Origin of the sequence: Iningainema tapete BLCC-T55, from assembly GCF_014698965.1 — a bacterium.
GTDB lineage: Bacteria > Cyanobacteriota > Cyanobacteriia > Cyanobacteriales > Nostocaceae > Iningainema > Iningainema tapete.
Genome location: NZ_JACXAE010000075.1, coordinates 14,119 through 30,652, shown reverse-complemented (window position 1 = coordinate 30,652; position 16,534 = coordinate 14,119). Strand labels below are relative to the sequence as shown.

The 16,534-nt window shown below is 41.4% G+C and carries 19 protein-coding genes and 1 pseudogene; 9 read left to right on the top strand and 11 right to left on the bottom strand.

Features of this window, described 5'->3' with window-relative positions:
* Positions 1-540 precede the first annotated feature (540 nt).
* The 3 genes and pseudogenes from ICL16_RS45930 to ICL16_RS45925 all read right to left on the bottom strand — a co-directional run.
* Positions 541-711 (bottom strand): hypothetical protein, encoded by a 171-nt coding sequence (locus ICL16_RS45930; RefSeq protein ID WP_238360933.1) that lies wholly within the window; start codon positions 709-711, stop codon positions 541-543.
* 38 nt (positions 712-749) lie between these two features.
* Complete coding sequence (locus tag ICL16_RS46900; protein WP_273039409.1) at positions 750-881, bottom strand: hypothetical protein; 132 nt, start codon at positions 879-881, stop codon at positions 750-752.
* Positions 871-1,008: pseudogene (locus ICL16_RS45925) on the bottom strand (ADP-ribosylglycohydrolase family protein); the annotation flags it as partial. The gene ICL16_RS46900 and the pseudogene ICL16_RS45925, both read right to left, overlap by 11 nt.
* Positions 1,009-1,241: 233 nt before the next feature.
* Between ICL16_RS45925 and ICL16_RS24295 the strand changes: the two are divergent.
* The 4 genes from ICL16_RS24295 to ICL16_RS24280 all read left to right on the top strand — a co-directional run bounded on the left by ICL16_RS24295 (position 1,242) and on the right by ICL16_RS24280 (position 5,527).
* A complete protein-coding gene (locus ICL16_RS24295; protein ID WP_190833049.1) occupies positions 1,242-1,784 on the top strand; it encodes a hypothetical protein in 543 nt (180 codons plus the stop codon).
* 335 nt (positions 1,785-2,119) lie between these two features.
* Positions 2,120-4,153, top strand: a complete 2,034-nt coding sequence (gene sir / locus ICL16_RS24290; protein ID WP_190833046.1) for a sulfite reductase, ferredoxin dependent — start codon at positions 2,120-2,122, stop codon at positions 4,151-4,153.
* Between the two features lie 70 nt (positions 4,154-4,223).
* Positions 4,224-4,961 carry a 16S rRNA (uracil(1498)-N(3))-methyltransferase gene (locus ICL16_RS24285; RefSeq protein WP_190833038.1) on the top strand — a complete coding sequence of 246 codons (738 nt, stop codon included), beginning with the start codon at positions 4,224-4,226 and terminating at the stop codon, positions 4,959-4,961.
* 140 nt (positions 4,962-5,101) lie between these two features.
* Entirely contained in the window at positions 5,102-5,527 is a 426-nt protein-coding gene (locus ICL16_RS24280; protein WP_190833035.1) for a GNAT family N-acetyltransferase, read from the top strand.
* 255 nt (positions 5,528-5,782) lie between these two features.
* Here ICL16_RS24280 and ICL16_RS24275 read toward each other — a convergent pair whose 3' ends face one another.
* The gene (locus tag ICL16_RS24275; protein WP_190833032.1) at positions 5,783-6,028 is read right to left on the bottom strand and encodes a hypothetical protein; all 246 of its coding nucleotides are present in this window, start codon (positions 6,026-6,028) and stop codon (positions 5,783-5,785) included.
* Between the two features lie 169 nt (positions 6,029-6,197).
* Here ICL16_RS24275 and ICL16_RS24270 point away from each other — a divergent pair, with 169 nt between their 5' ends.
* Entirely contained in the window at positions 6,198-6,428 is a 231-nt protein-coding gene (locus ICL16_RS24270) for an addiction module protein (RefSeq protein ID WP_190833030.1), read from the top strand.
* Positions 6,425-6,727, top strand: coding sequence for a type II toxin-antitoxin system RelE/ParE family toxin (locus ICL16_RS24265; RefSeq protein ID WP_190833028.1), 303 nt, complete (start codon positions 6,425-6,427; stop codon positions 6,725-6,727). Before ICL16_RS24270 ends, ICL16_RS24265 begins: the two co-directional genes overlap by 4 nt.
* Positions 6,728-6,971: 244 nt before the next feature.
* Here the strand turns inward: ICL16_RS24265 and ICL16_RS24260 are convergent, their stop codons facing one another.
* From ICL16_RS24260 to ICL16_RS24250, 3 genes are all read right to left on the bottom strand, one after another.
* Complete coding sequence (locus tag ICL16_RS24260; RefSeq protein WP_190833026.1) at positions 6,972-8,141, bottom strand: effector-associated domain EAD1-containing protein; 1,170 nt, start codon at positions 8,139-8,141, stop codon at positions 6,972-6,974.
* 21 nt (positions 8,142-8,162) lie between these two features.
* Positions 8,163-9,266, bottom strand: coding sequence for an effector-associated domain EAD1-containing protein (locus ICL16_RS24255; RefSeq protein WP_238360932.1), 1,104 nt, complete (start codon positions 9,264-9,266; stop codon positions 8,163-8,165).
* Positions 9,267-9,335: 69 nt separating this feature from the next.
* Positions 9,336-9,695 (bottom strand): MerR family transcriptional regulator, encoded by a 360-nt coding sequence (locus ICL16_RS24250; protein ID WP_190833024.1) that lies wholly within the window; start codon positions 9,693-9,695, stop codon positions 9,336-9,338.
* Between the two features lie 109 nt (positions 9,696-9,804).
* Here ICL16_RS24250 and ICL16_RS24245 point away from each other — a divergent pair, with 109 nt between their 5' ends.
* Positions 9,805-10,635: an SDR family oxidoreductase gene (locus tag ICL16_RS24245; protein ID WP_190833022.1), complete on the top strand. Its 831-nt coding sequence runs from the start codon at positions 9,805-9,807 to the stop codon at positions 10,633-10,635.
* Positions 10,636-10,678: 43 nt separating this feature from the next.
* Here the strand turns inward: ICL16_RS24245 and ICL16_RS24240 are convergent, their stop codons facing one another.
* On the bottom strand, positions 10,679-11,743 hold the full coding sequence (locus ICL16_RS24240) for a DUF4331 family protein (protein ID WP_190833020.1): 1,065 nt from the start codon (positions 11,741-11,743) through the stop codon (positions 10,679-10,681).
* A 172-nt stretch (positions 11,744-11,915) separates the two neighbouring features.
* On the opposite strand from ICL16_RS24240, the gene ICL16_RS24235 reads away from it, so the two are divergent.
* Together ICL16_RS24235 and rsgA are read left to right on the top strand one after the other, a co-directional pair.
* Complete coding sequence (locus ICL16_RS24235; RefSeq protein WP_190833017.1) at positions 11,916-12,797, top strand: alpha/beta fold hydrolase; 882 nt, start codon at positions 11,916-11,918, stop codon at positions 12,795-12,797.
* Positions 12,798-13,123: 326 nt separating this feature from the next.
* The gene (gene rsgA, locus ICL16_RS24230) at positions 13,124-14,182 is read left to right on the top strand and encodes a ribosome small subunit-dependent GTPase A (protein WP_190833201.1); all 1,059 of its coding nucleotides are present in this window, start codon (positions 13,124-13,126) and stop codon (positions 14,180-14,182) included.
* A gap of 99 nt (positions 14,183-14,281) precedes the next feature.
* On the opposite strand, the gene ICL16_RS24225 is transcribed toward rsgA, so the two are convergent.
* The 3 genes from ICL16_RS24225 to ICL16_RS45920 all read right to left on the bottom strand — a co-directional run bounded on the left by ICL16_RS24225 (position 14,282) and on the right by ICL16_RS45920 (position 16,245).
* Complete coding sequence (locus tag ICL16_RS24225; protein WP_190833015.1) at positions 14,282-14,485, bottom strand: hypothetical protein; 204 nt, start codon at positions 14,483-14,485, stop codon at positions 14,282-14,284.
* A 116-nt stretch (positions 14,486-14,601) separates the two neighbouring features.
* Entirely contained in the window at positions 14,602-15,267 is a 666-nt protein-coding gene (locus ICL16_RS24220; RefSeq protein WP_190833013.1) for a metal-dependent hydrolase, read from the bottom strand.
* 48 nt (positions 15,268-15,315) lie between these two features.
* Positions 15,316-16,245: a hypothetical protein gene (locus tag ICL16_RS45920; protein ID WP_190833011.1), complete on the bottom strand. Its 930-nt coding sequence runs from the start codon at positions 16,243-16,245 to the stop codon at positions 15,316-15,318.
* Positions 16,246-16,534: the final 289 nt, after the last annotated feature.

Here is a 16,534-nt window from a genome sequence, read left to right as displayed (position 1 = left end):
GTCTGATCACATTTTTTAGTAAAGAGTTCTAAATTGAATTCTGCACTGACAACCAGAATTTGGCACATAATGTCCAGACTGGGTTCCTCCTAATACAAACTAAATTGACTTGTTGATAACCCACTGATTCTCACGCACTTTGATTACTAAGCGGTTAAAGTAAACTATTGGGTAGAGTGACTTTAAAGGCGTGATTGTTAGTTCAAGGCGTCGTCAATAACCGCAGGGCGTGAGACTGGAAATCAGTGTGGACAATGGGACATGCGATCGCCCCTCAAATCATTCTTAAAAAGCATGGTGGAACTATTGATGTTAATTCGGCATCTCCATAAGGAGCGAAGTTTATAATTACCATCCCTATAAATGCTGCTAATACCAAGTAAATCAGCGCATTTAGGCCTCGCTAGTTTTCTAAGCAAGTTAAGTGAAGCGAATGTTAAATCAGCCATTGCTCTCTATACCCTCCCAAAGTTGGGAAAGTGGAATTCGTTGCCCAATCCTAGCCTCATGCCATGATCTGCGGAAACTTTCTCTAGCAGATTATCTATCTTCCTCCTCTTCATCTTCATCGATTTCTACAAAGTCGGCTGGTTCTTCAATCAGAACAATTAACCTCACCACAGAATTATTCGCTAAATCTTCTAGTCGCACATCTGGTAGCTCAAGCTTTCCATCGGGCATAACCTTGGCAGGAAATTCGTATGCTTTCATGATAGGTCTGGTAACTTCGTTATATTGATAACTTAGCATTAGGTTTTCTCAATAGCCGCTGCCAATCGCATTGCTAAATCAATAATGTCCTGTTTCCGCGCAATTTGCTCAATCCATTCTGAAGGAATATTTTCCACACCGTAGTAAATTCCTGCCAAACCAATTACCATAACCTCGCATTGATGTTACGGGGGATTTTACTAGTTCAGCACGGCTTGTGAACTCTACAGGTACACCCAAAGCATCACCCACACACAATCCCATTAAACCAGATACGGTTTTTGTCGCGATCGGCATTATTTAAACTCCACTTGTGCCAGAATAAAAAGCGGCATATTTTACACCTATGAAATCCGGATAAAAATTAAATTAGCTGTATTTAAAATGCCTTGTTTATTAAAATGATAGATAATTTTGCCCTTAAGTGTTTTGCATTAAAAATCACTCAGATGAGAAAAATAACTGGAACATTTTGGTTTGTTTTTCGACATGGTACGTAAAAGCAATTCCTACAAGATTTGGTTAAATTTATGCAACGCTTTCTTAAGTCTTTTGTGACAATTTCTGTATTGTCCTCTTTAGTAATTACTCCTTTAATTCTCTCAGGCGGTCAAGCTTCTGCTCAACCAATTAAGAAAAAAGGAACTGATGCTAGCTATGTCGGTGGTGGTTTCGCTGCTGGTGTTACCAATGGTGGTAAAACTGGTGATGCGGCAACATTTGGTGGTAACCTCACAGGTCGTGTAAAATTAGGACCTACACCTTTCTCTGCACGTACTCATGTCCTATGGAGCGATGAAACAACTGCTATCATCCCACAACTTTCAGTTGACGCGCCCATTGCTAAGAATACTAACCTCTATCTTGGTGCTGGTTACTCTTTTGTAGAGAACAATGGCAAACCAACTCCCTTGGGTAACCAAGATGCATTTGCTGTCACTGCTGGCGTAGAAACTGAAGTCGGTAAAAACTTCCTTGTCTACAGTAATGCTACTGTAGGCGTTAATGCTTACCAAAATAGCCCTGCTTCTGCAGTAAGCGTTAATGGTGGTGTAGGCTATCGCTTCAAATAATGCGCTTGAATAGGTTTAGCTCTGAAAACGCCTTGAACTGAAGTTCAAGGCTTACAGCTCAAGTCCGTTAAAACGGACTGAAAACTTCTTTAGTTTGCTTGAGCAGACTTTAGCTCTTAGCTTAGAAATAAATTTCTAAGCGGACAAGAACTATGACTAATTACTGATAATCTATTGGTATGATTGCTGGGTTGTTGAGTCTTGCATCTCTGACAAACCCAGCATTTTGCCGTGTTAAAATTATAGTATATTCATCATTATTCCGACCGAATTTACGGATAAGGAATAGCCTAAAGGGCGCATAAATACTCCTTTGAGAACACTATACCACTCCAATGGTTAAATCTGCTCCTCCCCCAGCATCAAACCGTAAACCTTCCAAAGTAGAAGGTCTTAAGGAACGCAGCAACTTCTTGCGTGAACCTGTAGCTACAGAGATACTTCAAGATACAACTCATTTTAGTGAAGATGCAGTACAAATCCTGAAATTTCACGGATCTTATCAGCAAGATAACCGTGATAATCGGGTCAAGGGACAGGAGAAAGATTACCAGTTCATGCTGCGGACAAAAAATCCTGGTGGTTTTGTACCGCCTTCTCTATACCTGACTTTAGATCAACTGGCAGATGAATATGGCAACCACACTCTCCGTGTAACGACTCGTCAAGGTTTTCAGTTACACGGGATTTTGAAGCAAAATCTCAAAGCAGCGATCGCCGCTATTATCCAAAATATGGGTTCAACTTTGGGTGCATGTGGCGATCTTAACCGTAACGTCATGGCACCGCCTGCTCCCTTCAAAAACAAGCCAGAATATCAGTATGCCTGGGAATACGCTCACAACGTGGCCGAATTGCTCACCCCGCAAACTGGTGCTTACTACGAGATTTGGCTAGATGGCGAACAAGCTATTAGTGCTGAAGAAAACCCAGAGGTAAAAGCGGCACGACAGCAAAATGGCACTGGAACAATCTTCCACGAAAAGGAAGAACCCATCTATGGTACTTACTATATGCCGCGTAAGTTTAAAGTGAGCGTCACGGTTCCAGGAGATAATTCCATAGATTTGTATTCCCAAGACCTTTCTTTAGTCGTCATAACTAATGACAATCAAGAGTTAGAAGGATTTAACGTCTTTGCTGGTGGAGGTTTAGGGCGCACACACAATAAAGAAGAAACTTTCGCAAGGTTGGCAGATCCGATCTGCTATGTGGCAAAAGATGACGTTTACGACTTAGTTAAAGCGATTGTCGCAACTCAACGAGATTATGGCGATCGCACTGACCGTCGCCATGCCAGGTTAAAATATCTCATCCACGACTGGGGTGTTGATAAATTCCGGTCAATGGTGGAAAAATACTTTGGCAAACAAGTAGAACCTTTTCAACCACTACCCGAATTTAAATATCTTGACTTCCTGGGCTGGAATGAACAAGGTGACGGGAAACTGTTCTTAGGCATTTCCATAGACAATGGTCGCATAAAGGATGAAGGCAACTTCCAAATCAAAACCGCTCTGCGGCAAATTGTCGAACAGTATAACTTGCCCATCCACTTGACACCCCACCAAAATTTGCTCATCTGTGACATCGAACCAGAGCAAAAGCAAGCCATTGAAAAGATTCTTAACACTCACGGTGTCATCACTGAACCTGATACCATCGACAAAATAGTGCGCTATTCAATGGCTTGCCCTGCTTTGCCTACTTGCGGCTTGGCAGTCACCGAATCAGAAAGGGCAATACCAGGAATTTTAGAAAGAATTCGCGCACTTTTAGACAAAGTGGGTTTACAAAATGAACACTTTGTGGTAAGAATGACAGGATGCCCCAACGGCTGCGCTCGTCCATACATGGCGGAACTAGGATTTGTTGGCAGCGCCCCAGAAGCATATCAACTGTGGTTGGGAGGTTCACCAGATCAAACTCGGCTAGCGTTACCTTACATGGAACGACTGCACATGAACGATCTAGAAACTCAGCTAGAACCAATATTCGTCTACTTCAAGCAGTCACGGCAATCAGAAGAAAGTTTTGGGGATTTTTGCGATCGCATCGGTTTCGACGCAATCCGAGAATTCGCCGCCCAGTACGAATCGGAAACTGCTGTTGAAGCACCAATCACAGACGATAGCGATGGTTTGATCGAGACGATGGCAGATTCCACCACCGCACCAATCACAGAAGAAAGCGATGGGCAAGAAGTAGCAATAGTCAACACTACTACTGCTGCTAGCAAAACTCGCCATCGCGTCACCCTACAACATGAGGTTTACAACAAACTCAAAGAAATATCCCAGAGCCAAGGTAAACCCATGACTCAGCTAGTCAACGAAGCACTCACAGATTACCTCAACAACCTCTCTTAGTTCCCCTCATTCCCAGGTTCAACCTGGGAATGCCTTCCATGAGGCGGAGCCTACAGTAAAACTAAATCTCATGGCTCAATTGCAACGAATAGCGATCGCACCATCCCAACTACAACAAGGGCAAATTCTGCTCACACCCCAACAACAACATTACCTGGGGCAAGTGTTGCGCTTAGGTGATGGCTCGCGCTTTATTGCTATTGATGGGAAAGGTAAATGGTGGTTGGCGCAGTTAGAGAAAAGTCAAGCGCAGGTTTTAGAACCGTTGGAAGTGCAAACTGAGTTACCAGCATCTATTACGCTGATATTAGCACTACCAAAAGGTAATGGATTTGATGAAGTGGTGCGGTGTTGTACGGAGTTGGGAGTAGCTGTGATTGCTCCGGTAGTGAGCGGTCGTACTTTACTTAATCCCAGTCCCCAAAAGCTAGAACGCTGGCGGCGCATCGCTCAAGAAGCAGCAGAGCAGTCAGAACGTTCAATTGTGCCAACAATTTTAGAACCAGTTTCTTTTATTACTAGTTTATCGACTGTCACCAACCAGCGATATATTTGTGAGGCTCGTGGCGACTTTCCCCATTTACTCGATTGCTTGGATGACAAAGAATTATTGACTAATAATACTGGACAAATAACAATTGCGATCGGTCCTGAAGGTGGATGGACAGAAAAAGAAGTAGAGTGTGCTCGCGCATCTGGATTCCAACCAGTTTCCCTTGGTAGTCGTATCCTTAGAGCAGTAACAGCCCCGATTGTCGCCTTATCAATTGTGGTAGCTAAACTAGAATCAACAAGCGTGGGTGCTTGACGCAGCAGTACGGCATCTTTATTAAGGGTTTGAGTACTTCAAGCCACACTAACTTAGAATGGAACAGTGTCCTTGCAGGTTCGCGTTGTACTCAACCTTGCAGGTTCCGACTTGTCCTGATGTTATGATAAATTAAATTGATGGAGCAACTGATAATCGAGGTAGCTGTTGAGCCACAACCTGATGAAATTGAATTTGTGGCACAACAGATTGTCAATTTCAACTCAAATCGCGTCGGAGAAGGCAACTATAAGCATCTGGCAATCTTTTTGAGAGATTCGCATGAGCATATAGTTGGTGGATTAATAGGAGAAACTTATTGGCAATGGTTGTATGTTGATGTGTTGTGGGTGCATGAATCTTTTCGTGGGGAAGGTTATGGGGATACTCTTCTAACTACTGCGGAACAGGAAGCTGTGAAGCGAGGTTGTCGATATGCATACTTAGATACATTTAGTTTTCAAGCTCCAGAGTTCTACCAAAAACGTGGGTATGTTATTTTTGGCAAATTGCCAAACTTTCCACAAGGCTACACTCGCTTCTTTTTGAAGAAGGATTTACCCTAGAATCTGCTGCATACGAGTTGGGCAAGCCCCTCAATTTAAACTAGACCTTTTAATTAGTAAGCACAATATTTCTATTAGAGCTATAAATTGATTCAACCCGTGGGAAAATATCATGCGCCCATCATACATTTATTCTTCTACCTTAAGCAGATGCAGTTCCTGTTTCAAAATATTCAGAGTTAATCATTCTTTTTTCAAATTCGCTCTTATGTAATGTTTTGGTAGTAAATGCTGATAATCCCTGAAAAGAAGTGTTTATCCAGCGTCATAACTACCTTGATATGTTGTAAATATTTTGTATCCTGGTAAAACTAGTGCGATTCCCATAGAACTGTGAATAATACCAGGATATTTGTAAGGGTTGTCGTCAGGTACACTTCCACCGATGCGTATATTGAAGTATAGCGACCAAAAATAAAAACCTGGTATTAATAAATCTATACTGTAAGTAATAGCTCTAAGTTGATTCTCTTTATTAGTTAGTTTTTGTTTCATCATCATTTACTACCTCGTTTAGACGCGAGAACTTTCTCGGTCACAGTAACGTAATAAATCAGGGAGAACATATACTTGTGAGACTAGAGGTAGCTATCCTCATTTGCGGAATTAGCCTTTATTGTGGCATTATCAATTTTAGCAGCTCATTTAGAAATAAAGGAGACAGCATAAAATGAGTGAAACTGCGGAAAAACTTAAGCTTGAACTCTCTCGGCTCTCTACACAAGAACGTGCTGAGCTTGCTAGCTTTTTAATTAATTCCTTGGATGGAGATATAGATGATGATGTAGAAGTTGCTTGGGATAAGGAGTTAAGCAAACGCCTAGAAGATATCCATCATAGGACAGCTGTTGGCGAACCATCCAATCAAGTATTTTCTGAACTACGAGAGAAGTATTCGTGAAGTATATTGTAATTCATACTGAAGCCAGAAAGGAACTTGATGGTGCAATTGCTTATTACGAAGCTCAAAATATAGGCTTGGGACTTGATTTACTTACTGAAGTAGAGGAAGCCCTGAGAAAAATTCAACTTAATCCAAATGTGGGAACGCCATATAAAATCGAGGGGGTGCGTCGTTACGTTATTCAACGTTTTCCCTACGTCATTTTTTACGCAGAACTTGAGGAGCTTATTTGGATTATCGCGATCGCTCACGGAAAGCGTAAACCTGATTACTGGAAAAGACGGCAAACTGAGTGATAACTTATTAAGTTTTATATCTTATAACATTTCACGTTAATCACGATACATATAAATCCTGTAGAGACACGAAATTTCGCGTGTCTACACCATCTGTATTTGTATCAAAGTTTTTGTGAAATGGCATTAGGTATGTAGTTGCGCTTCAGCGCTCAAAACCAAGATATAACAGAAAGAATTGATCGCTCTCAAAAGCAATAGCGGCGAAGTTGTATAGAGAAGGTTTGGGACTTGCAGTGAAAGTTTATACTCCCGAATGAGAGGAAGCGGATGCCTGTCTTTCAACCGTCACCTTTACACGGAAAGATCCCACATTGTCTGCAAACCAAATCATTGGTATTGAGTGTTCATCCAATTTATATTGTTCAGATTCCGGAATTTTTGATTGATATCTTAGCTTTTCATAGTATATTCTGCATTCTGAAAATGGTGATTGCCGCGATATAACAGCTTCATTAATGACGAATGCAAGCTTGCCTTCTTGGTTGAAATTAATAGTATTATTCATTGTACTGTTATTAACAGTTTTTAGTGTTGATAGTTGAATCTGAGCTTCCTTAAGCACAGCCAACGGATCATCTTTTTCAGAAATTTTAGTTCCTTTCGGGAAGACTGTAGCGAGAAGTTGCCCCCACGGACGATCAGGAACAATTCTACAACGATCAAGCATGTCGCTTTTTGCTCCTCCTAAATTATATTGTTGTCCCTCTGAACCTAACCATTTACGGAAGAAAGTGTTCTTAGTCTTCTTCTTAGGAAGAAGGTAGTTCTTCTTAAGTTCTTGAACATCCGATCCTGGTACTTGTTTCAATTCTTGATCTGACATATTTTGAATGATCAGTGGTTTTGCAATTTCTGCAAGATTTATTATTTGTCTTAGAGCAAGGTGAATGCGTCCGCCGACATCAAACTGTACAGTATCATTTTCTTTAAGCTCAATGCCAGAATCTTGCCAGCCTGCTGTTGATTCAACAATCACGATTTCAGTGGAAGATTTAAGTTCGGGAGATACAACGATAGGTTTCCTTAGTCCAAAAAATTCTCCTAATACAGATAATATCAAGAGGGTGAGGATTATTGACACAATTATGGACAAGAGGTAAGGCAATAATTTTCTTAATGGTTGATTACTAAAGTAAAAATCTATAGTATTAATTTCTTGAACTAATTCCTGTAAATTAGGATTACCAGGTTTTTCGTTTAAAGCTCCCTTAATTAAATCTAGTATACGACCTTGGCTTGCAAGCTGTTTTACTAACTTAAAAACAACAATGTTGTAATTGGAATCATCAGGAACTTCTGATTCATCTATATCGAGTTGTATACGTAGCAACATAATCAATTCGCCTCGGTTAGGAAAAGCAGACTTTATTGCTTCTCTAATTTTCCTGATTGTTTCTCCAGGTAATCTCATTAAAAGCTACTCCACACATATCTAAAATCTTCGGTATACTGGTAGACCACTACGTAAATCTTTCAACAAACCCTGTTTCTCTAAGTATGAACAGATAGCACTCAAGGGTGTTCCCGCGTTATAGGTTGGATTCCAGTCAGGATCGCCGCTATGATGCAGTGCTACCAAATTCCAGTTAATGTCGAAACATGGCGAACCAGAAGAACCTGGTTCAGTATTAGTTTTATATTTTACCATTGTGCCATTTTCATTGATGTCAATAATAGCTTCAGTATCAAATGCCAGTTTTAATGGTTCCGCTTTGGGATGTTGTACTATTAACAGTGGAGTATTAGGTAAAAACTGATAATGAGGTTCTGTGGGTAATTTAATCCATCCTCGTTTTGAAGAATTTGGATCAGGATTTCTGCCAATTTGTTCTTCTCCAGAAACTCCATCTACTCGAAGCAACGCATAATCTAGTTCATCAGGTTTTGATGAAATATTTTCAGCGTAAGGGCTTTGATCAATTAACCAGTCGTCCTCTACTAAACGATACTCTGTGCCTTCGTTGATCTTCTTGCCATCTGCTAGCTGTTTATAATCAAAACGCAGAACAACATTACTAGGAGTAGCTTGTTCTAAAATGACAGGTTCGATGACATGATAATTAGTCATTACCACATTTGGTGCAATTATAAAACCTGTACCAAAAGATTTAACATTATTGTTATCAGTAATTTCTATTCGGCAAACTTGCGCCTCTATTGTGCCTAACTTTTCTCGCCAAGTATTCACATCTAGAAAGCTATTCGTTTTCTTAATGATTTTCTCTAATGCACCCCTTGCTGATAGTTCTGGTGGCATAGGAGTAGCAAGATTTAACTCGGAGGCAATAAAAAACAATTTTGAATTGCCAGGATTTGATTCACGAGCAGACACAATCAGTTTATCAACCCATCCTTCAGCTTCTGCGGCTTGAATTAATCTGAAGACGATCGCTTGTAAGTCATCTCCCATTACTATTGCGTTGAGGTTTTTGTCTAACCGAAATCTGACTAATTCAGCAAGTCTTTGTTGAGAAGGAAATGCATCAATTAACGCATCTCTTAATATTCTATATTGTTGACCATTTAGTTTCATCATATTCTCCTATATAATCTCCATTTTTCTTACGTAGCTAATAGATCCATTTCAATTTTCTCATTTAATTTATTACTCATGTTCCTGCTTTAGTCTGCTCAATTTCGTAGAAAGATAAGTTTTGATTTCTTCCAATTGTTGCATCTTTCTAGTAATTTCTTCAAGTTTACGCTCAATAATTTGAATCTGTTCTAGCTTAGGCATTCCATCATTACCCCATTCATTGATTAACTGTTTGATCTCACTGAGCGTAAACCCTAGTCCTTTGCCCTGATTGATCATCAAAAGACGTTCTACTGTGTCTGTACCATATTCTTTGTAAATTCTTGTTCCCGCCTGTCTGTCACTTGCAGAGATTAACCCCATTTTTTCGTAAAAGCGGATGGTGTCTTTTGACAAACCCGTTTTCCTGGACAATTCACCAATTAACATCGCAGCAACCTAAAACTTTCAGATTCCACTTGACTGTGGAGTATACTCCACAGTTTACACTTCCAGATAGTAACAATGTTACGTATGCAAAAACCTTTGGAGTGATAGGATGAGTAAGACAGTTCTAATTACAGGTGCTTCTAGCGGTATTGGTAAGGCGACTGCTCAACTGTTTGCAGCAAAAGGTTGGAATGTTGCAGCAACAATGCGATCGCCCAAAATAACGAGCGACTGGGCAATAGGGAACCGAGTAATCTACCCGCGTCTTGATGTAACCGTCCCCGAAACAATCAAATCTGCCATTAGCGAGACGTTAGAGCGTTTCAACAGAATTGATGTCTTGGTAAATAATGCCGGATATGCGCTGATGGGACCGCTAGAAGGTTTAACACCAAAGCAGCTTGAACACCAGTTTCAAACTAACGTTTTTGGGGTTGTTTCCGTCACTCAGCAGGTTTTGCCGATTCTTCGTCGGCAAGGTGGTGGCACTATCATCAACGTCGCCTCAATCGGCGGTCGTCTCGCCTTCCCTCTGGCAACCTCTTACCATGCTTCAAAATGGGCTATAGACGGACTTTCTGAAGCACTGCGCTACGAGCTGCAACCTTTTGGCATCCGTGTGAAAATCATTGAGCCAGGTGGAATCAAAACTGACTTTATCAATCGTGGCACAACCTGGGCAACTCATCCTGCCTATACAAAAATGATTGAGCGCGTCAAAAGTGTTAGCGAACGGCTAGATGCCACTCTGCCAGGACCTAAAGGTGTTGCGAAGACAATCTACAGAGCGGCGGTTGACAGAACGCAAAAACTACGCTATGCGCCTTATGGTCAGGCGTACCTACTCATGCACGCCATCCTTCCCGACGCACTATGGCGCACTATAATTAGCAATTGGATGCTGGGAGAAACAGGCAAAAAATTGATGGAACGCTTTTAACCGAACCGTAGTGTGTGCGCATTAGCTTGCATCCTCAAACAACTCAGCCTTCCTGCCTACTAGGAACATTGACTGCCGGAGAGGTCGGAAGAGGTCTAGCTTTTGGTACATAGGGAAACTCATTTCTCAGATCGGTGGCAGGCGGTACTTTATTCTGCAGCAGGGTGTTGAAGAATATGGTGTAGGCAACCGTGCCAAAATCATCCTGAAGCCTACGCCCATTAATGCCAGCAAAACCAAAGCAGGCTGGCAACTGCGGATTGAACGGCAGCATATCCGGAAAAAGCCAATGTGCGACCATCCGTCCATAATCTTCAGGGCGATCAGTGGTGTTTCCCGCCTTACATACTTGCACCACTAGGTCAATTACAGGTTGGGCGAAGTTTTTGTAGTCAGTGTCTGGATCAGTGGAGTTATGGAGCAGCGAACCTTCGGGATTATCATTGAAAGTTGCTGCAAAGTTAGGCTTGCCGCATCGATTAACCTGGGTCCAATGTCCATGATCGTTGGCTGAAACAGTTGCATAGAAGCCAAACGGGTTCATTGAAATCATCTCCAAAGGCAGTTCTGCTACAATTGCCAGCACATTGGTTGCCCCTGTTGTACTAGTACCTGTACTGAAGCTGTCAGGGTCCCACTGATTGTTCTGAATGATCTTGTCTAAAAAAACGCGAACTGCAACGGCGTCGAGGGCGAAAGGATCACCTGCTAACCCAACCCAGACGCTACCTACACCAGGGATACAAGTGATTTCATCAGCCACACCTGTTCCCAATTCCCGTCCAGTCGCGTGTCGATCTTGGGCATCGTTTCCGCTGATGTATTGCAAAGTCCAGGTTTGAGGAGACTCTTCATCTTGAAACAAAAACCTGAAGATCACATCTGCCTTCGCATCGCCATTGGTATCAAAGCGGAATTCGTAGGCAGTCTCCGGTCTAAAGGTTGTCCACTGAACCGTTTGTGTAAAGGGAGAAGGGAGTCCAGCCAGTGGGCTGATGTTCATAATTGCGACTATCTTAGTGGGATCATCTGCGTGAAAGAGATAGATGTCGGTGATGTTGATGCGACTGTCATTTCGCGATTCCGGTGAATCGAAGTGGTGACTCATACTTCTTCCTCAAAAACACTGTAGGGTAAAAAACGTTACCAGGAGGAATTGTACAGCATGAGCGCATTTATTATCCTGATTATTGCTCAAGTTTTTGGTGTAAAAGCTATGATTATTATCACGCTTATTAGCGTACAGGTTTGTGCAATTTCTGCTTGATGATTTTTGAATAATGTTTCCCACTTTTCTACCACCACAAGTAGAGCAACTGCGGGATGAAGCGGCAATTGCTTTAATTAAAAGCATGGAAAGAATTGCCATTGCTACTTCCCTGTGCCAACAATCAATTATCACAACCTACGTCAACCAAGGCAGGGAAGGCACGCCAATTTTGCTGCTACATGGTTTCGATAGTTCCATTCTGGAGTTTCGTCTTCTATTGCCATTACTTGCCGCTCATAATCAAACATTTGCCGTAGATTTGTTAGGTTTTGGCTTTACACAATACATAAAAGGAATAGATTACAACCCAACTGCAATCAAAATTCACCTTTTCCACTTTTGGAGAACTTTAATCAATCAACCCGTGATACTAATAGGTGCTTCTATGGGAGGAGCAACAGCAATTGATTTTACTCTCTCCTACCCAGAGATAGTGAAATCTTTGGTATTAATTAATAGTATTGGCTACACCAATGGTCCCGCTTTTAGCAAATTCTTGTTTCCACCTTTTGACTTCTTAGCTGTGGAATACTTACGTCAACACAAACTCCTGGCATTGAATTTGGGAGGTGTTTTGGCTATATATCCTACTACTGTTGAGGCGATCAGGTGTGCGGAGTTACACCAGGAAATGCCAGGTTGGCACGATGCCATGATTTCTTATGTTAAAAGTGGTGGTTACAACGACTTTGCAGATAAGATTGCCTCTGTTGACAAACCAACGCTAATTTTATGGGGAGAAGCTGATGATATGCTGGGGGCTGGTGATGCTGAGAAATTTCAGCAAGATATTGCTAATTCTCGGTTGATAAAGCTGAGAAATTGCGGTCATGTCCCTCAACTTGAGCAGCCCCAAGTTACGGCTCAACATATTCTGGAGTTTAGAAATTAGCGACTATTTTTCCGGAATCGGCTAAACTGAAATTGTTGATCCCTTGAGTAAGGTAGCAAGGAGGTTGAAATATGAGTGAATTTCTAGCAGTCTGGGTCACTGTAATAATCGCAACACCACAGACACAAGGCGTAGAGATTCTTCTTCAGTCCTCCTGCCATTTTGGATTTTAGATTTGATGCCACGAGTGTGACTTCTTAAAAGCAAAGGGTGTGGAATGAAGCCTAGATACGGACACTTGGATGGGGTGAGGTAAACCCTTGTACTTAAGTGTCCTCCTCTGTGCGCCTTGTGCAGAACAAGTAGCACAAATCGAGGAAATACAAGTGAATTTACAATCTTTAGGCTGGAGTGACTTTTTTGCTTCCAGTTTTGAACCCTATCGTCAACAAGGATTTACGGTAGGTAGAGTTGCCATTGAACATAGAAATACTTACATTCTTTACAGCAAACAGGGAGAAGTTTCTGCGGAAGTTTCTGGGAAGTTGCGACATCAGGCAAGAGAACGTCAAGATTTTCCTGCGGTGGGAGATTGGGTTGTTATCCGTGCTAAGTCTGAAGAACGAGCAATCATTCACGAGATTTTGCCGAGAAAAAGCAAATTCTCGCGCAAAACGGTGGGTGCTAAAACCGAGGAGCAAATTGTTGCTACCAACGTTGATACTGTATTTTTAGTCTCCGGATTGGATGGAGACTTTAATCCCAGAAGGATTGAGCGCTATCTAATTCTGGCTTGGGATAGTGGCGCTTATCCAGTTATTGTGTTAAACAAGGCAGACTTATGCAACAACCTTGAAGACTGCTTGGCTGAAGTGGAAGCAGTTGCCCTTGGTGTACCCATTATCGTGCTAAGTGCCGCTAACAATCAAGGATTAGATGCCTTAACACCCTATCTAAAACTGGGACAAACCGTTGCTTTGTTGGGATCTTCCGGCGTTGGTAAATCTACTATCACTAATCAACTGATGGGTGAAGCAGTTCAAGCTGTGCAGTCAGTGCGATTGCATGATGATCGAGGTAAACACACAACCACTTATCGTGAGTTAATTTTACTCCCGCATAGTGGTTTGATTATGGATACCCCAGGAATGCGAGAAATCCAAATTTGGGCGGGTGATGAAAGTTTACAAGAAACTTTTGCAGACATTGAGGAACTAGCGCAGCAATGCCGTTTTCGCGATTGTCAGCACTTCCGTGAACCCGGTTGTGCTGTACAGCAGTCTTTGGTAGAGGGAAGACTTGATTATTCAAGGTTTTTGAACTATCAAAAACTGCAAAAAGAAATGAATTACCTGACGCGGAAACAAGATCACAGGGAACATTTAGCGGAGAAAGAACGATGGAAGAAGATTACTAAAGCGATGCGAGATTTCAATAAGGGTTGATTTATAAAGACGAAATAATAGATTCCCGACTTCTTAAAGAAGTCGGGAATCTGGAATGCGCTTTTGGGTCATCATATAAATGGCAGCTTTTTATAAAAGTTAGCGATCGCTTTCCAGAATGAGAACATAAGGCCATATCAAAGCTTGTAAAAAGCAATCTAATCTTGTCACCAATTGTGCTGCCCAAACTATTGGGAAATTAGTATATTCATCGAATTCACTAACTTTGTGCCTGAGTTGAAGCCATTGGACGGCGGCTCCCAAGAGATAAGAAACTAAAGCTATCAACAACCAAATTGACATAATCGTTTAAATTAGACATAAATAACTTCATTTATTTCATACGGTTATGTTTTTGGTTGTTATGCAATAGTTTAATCTCGTCACGGCTGGATTTAATTAACACCCGCTTAATCGCTTCACCTTTCCAAGCTAAATGCCCACATCATAAATCCCAAAGAAATAGTCCAAAGTATCGCCAATAAGCTGATTTGTCCAACGGTTCTTCTCAAACCTCCTCGGATATTGTATACGCTGATACAGATGGGTACAAGAACACCCAACTCAATGAAAAGATTTTTGTAAAAATAATAGTTGTACAGTAAAATTCGACCAGCACTGGGTAAGATACCAAATGGTAGTGTCAAAGAAGTTGTGCTGAGGGGCCAAAAAACGGCTGTTGGTGTGACGCCCACAAGAAGATCTAGCAGTAGATGGGAAAATCCAGCACCCACTGCTTGTAAAGAAAGTACCATCAAGCGACGGCGACGTAAGCCACAGCAGCGCAAAATAATAATTAACAGACATGGTAAAATCAAGCAACTCAAGATGGAATGAGTGACGCGGATAGTGTGTTCTCCGGTGGTAAGAGATGCACCGGAAAAATTACTCACCCATAATGACAGTGCATCTGCTGGTGCCGATTTAACTTTTGGACGCAGCGCACTAACAAGATAATCGATATCAGGAAAACAAGCAATGACAATTAAACATGCTATCCACCATAACTGCTTTGGTCGTGCCGATGGTTGATTAAAACCGTAAACAGTGAGTGCAGCAAGTGAGTGTCCAATAAACGATGACATGGAAAGATCAATTATGGCTTCAAGTTTATGCTCCAGGTAGGGAAACGATTAAGCAACCTCTTCTTTTTCTTTTGGCTTGATTTCAAAAACCTTAATGCCAGCCTCTAAAACCTCGAATCCATCCGTAGTCAGTTTGCCAAGCTTCCCAGAGACACTGCCTGCATATTTGGGATAAGATGCGGCTGACTCCTGCGCTTTTCTGTATGACTTGCCATTAAGTAAAACGATAAATTTGTTACCGTTTTCATCTGCTAAAGTCATTTTTACTTTTTTATCTGGAGCCGGTTCTGCTGAAGGAATTTCGTTGAATTTTAGTGTTATTTCCGAACGCACGATTGTCACCTTTTCTTGATTTTTATTTGTGTGATTGGCTGGCTCAGCCTCTTGTATTTTGGATTGTGCTAAGACATTTGGTTTTACCGATTTAGGTTTCTCTACAATTGGTTTATTGACTTTTTGGGTATCAGTTTTTTCGCTCTGTTCAATAAGTTGAGCTTTTACTAGTTTGAGGATATTACCTTCACGAACGCAATCTAAATCCCAAAACTTTTTCACACCATCATCAGGCAGTGTCCCTTTTATTCCCAGGTAAAAAGCTTTATCTTTGTTATCATTTCTCTGGATTCGGATGAGAATTTGGTCTTCTATAATCGCTGTCAAGTTACCCCTTATTGAGAAATAATTATCAGTTTCTAAGGGTTCTGTACGAAACTTAACAAGCTGTAATGTTAAGGCGTTGCCTTGCTCTTTATTTGTGCGGGGATAAACGGAGAAAAGCAATTCATCTTCAATCGCCTCTGGAGTAATATTTGTTTTCCTTTGTAATACAAATGCCGGAATAATTGCACCATCTGTAACTAAAATTCCTTGGTGAAAATCCTCAACGCTAGGGTAGTATCTGCCTCGCACAACACCGAGCGCACGATATTCATTTTCATGAGAAGGTGGAGGGAATTTGTTTGTCGATTCTGTGTTCATGCTTTTTTTCAATCTGTCTTAATCATTCTCCTTTCTTACCACGCGATCGGGCGACAAGGATGGTTGACTAATCATAACGCACTTATCACATAATACACTGGTACAGCCGAGTTTACTACGGATAGGGGTACGAAAATCATGAGAATAAGAAACCGAGTATAGCTCAAAAGCAGCATTCAACAAGGTTTATAACGATTTTGACGCAGATCAATTCGACCAACCCGTGGATGAGTCTACAATATCAATTGAATTTTTTCAATGCGATCGCGAACAGAATCGTCAGGGTATT

Bases quoted from the DNA above. Each gene is read 5' to 3' on its own strand.
- ICL16_RS46900 (WP_273039409.1), bottom strand. From the start codon at position 881: ATGGTAATTGGTTTGGCAGGAATTTACTACGGTGTGGAAAATATTCCT.
- ICL16_RS24225 (WP_190833015.1), bottom strand. From the start codon at position 14,485: ATGTCAATTTGGTTGTTGATAGCTTTAGTTTCTTATCTCTTGGGAGCC.
- sir (WP_190833046.1), top strand. From the start codon at position 2,120: ATGGTTAAATCTGCTCCTCCCCCAGCATCAAACCGTAAACCTTCCAAA.
- ICL16_RS24240 (WP_190833020.1), bottom strand. From the start codon at position 11,743: ATGAGTCACCACTTCGATTCACCGGAATCGCGAAATGACAGTCGCATC.
- ICL16_RS45930 (WP_238360933.1), bottom strand. From the start codon at position 711: ATGAAAGCATACGAATTTCCTGCCAAGGTTATGCCCGATGGAAAGCTT.
- ICL16_RS24275 (WP_190833032.1), bottom strand. From the start codon at position 6,028: ATGATGATGAAACAAAAACTAACTAATAAAGAGAATCAACTTAGAGCT.
- ICL16_RS24255 (WP_238360932.1), bottom strand. From the start codon at position 9,266: ATGATGAAACTAAATGGTCAACAATATAGAATATTAAGAGATGCGTTA.
- ICL16_RS24280 (WP_190833035.1), top strand. From the start codon at position 5,102: ATGGAGCAACTGATAATCGAGGTAGCTGTTGAGCCACAACCTGATGAA.
- ICL16_RS24270 (WP_190833030.1), top strand. From the start codon at position 6,198: ATGAGTGAAACTGCGGAAAAACTTAAGCTTGAACTCTCTCGGCTCTCT.
- ICL16_RS24245 (WP_190833022.1), top strand. From the start codon at position 9,805: ATGAGTAAGACAGTTCTAATTACAGGTGCTTCTAGCGGTATTGGTAAG.
- ICL16_RS24250 (WP_190833024.1), bottom strand. From the start codon at position 9,695: ATGTTAATTGGTGAATTGTCCAGGAAAACGGGTTTGTCAAAAGACACC.
- ICL16_RS45920 (WP_190833011.1), bottom strand. From the start codon at position 16,245: ATGAACACAGAATCGACAAACAAATTCCCTCCACCTTCTCATGAAAAT.
- ICL16_RS24285 (WP_190833038.1), top strand. From the start codon at position 4,224: ATGGCTCAATTGCAACGAATAGCGATCGCACCATCCCAACTACAACAA.
- ICL16_RS24295 (WP_190833049.1), top strand. From the start codon at position 1,242: ATGCAACGCTTTCTTAAGTCTTTTGTGACAATTTCTGTATTGTCCTCT.
- ICL16_RS24235 (WP_190833017.1), top strand. From the start codon at position 11,916: ATGTTTCCCACTTTTCTACCACCACAAGTAGAGCAACTGCGGGATGAA.
- ICL16_RS24220 (WP_190833013.1), bottom strand. From the start codon at position 15,267: ATGTCATCGTTTATTGGACACTCACTTGCTGCACTCACTGTTTACGGT.
- ICL16_RS24260 (WP_190833026.1), bottom strand. From the start codon at position 8,141: ATGAGATTACCTGGAGAAACAATCAGGAAAATTAGAGAAGCAATAAAG.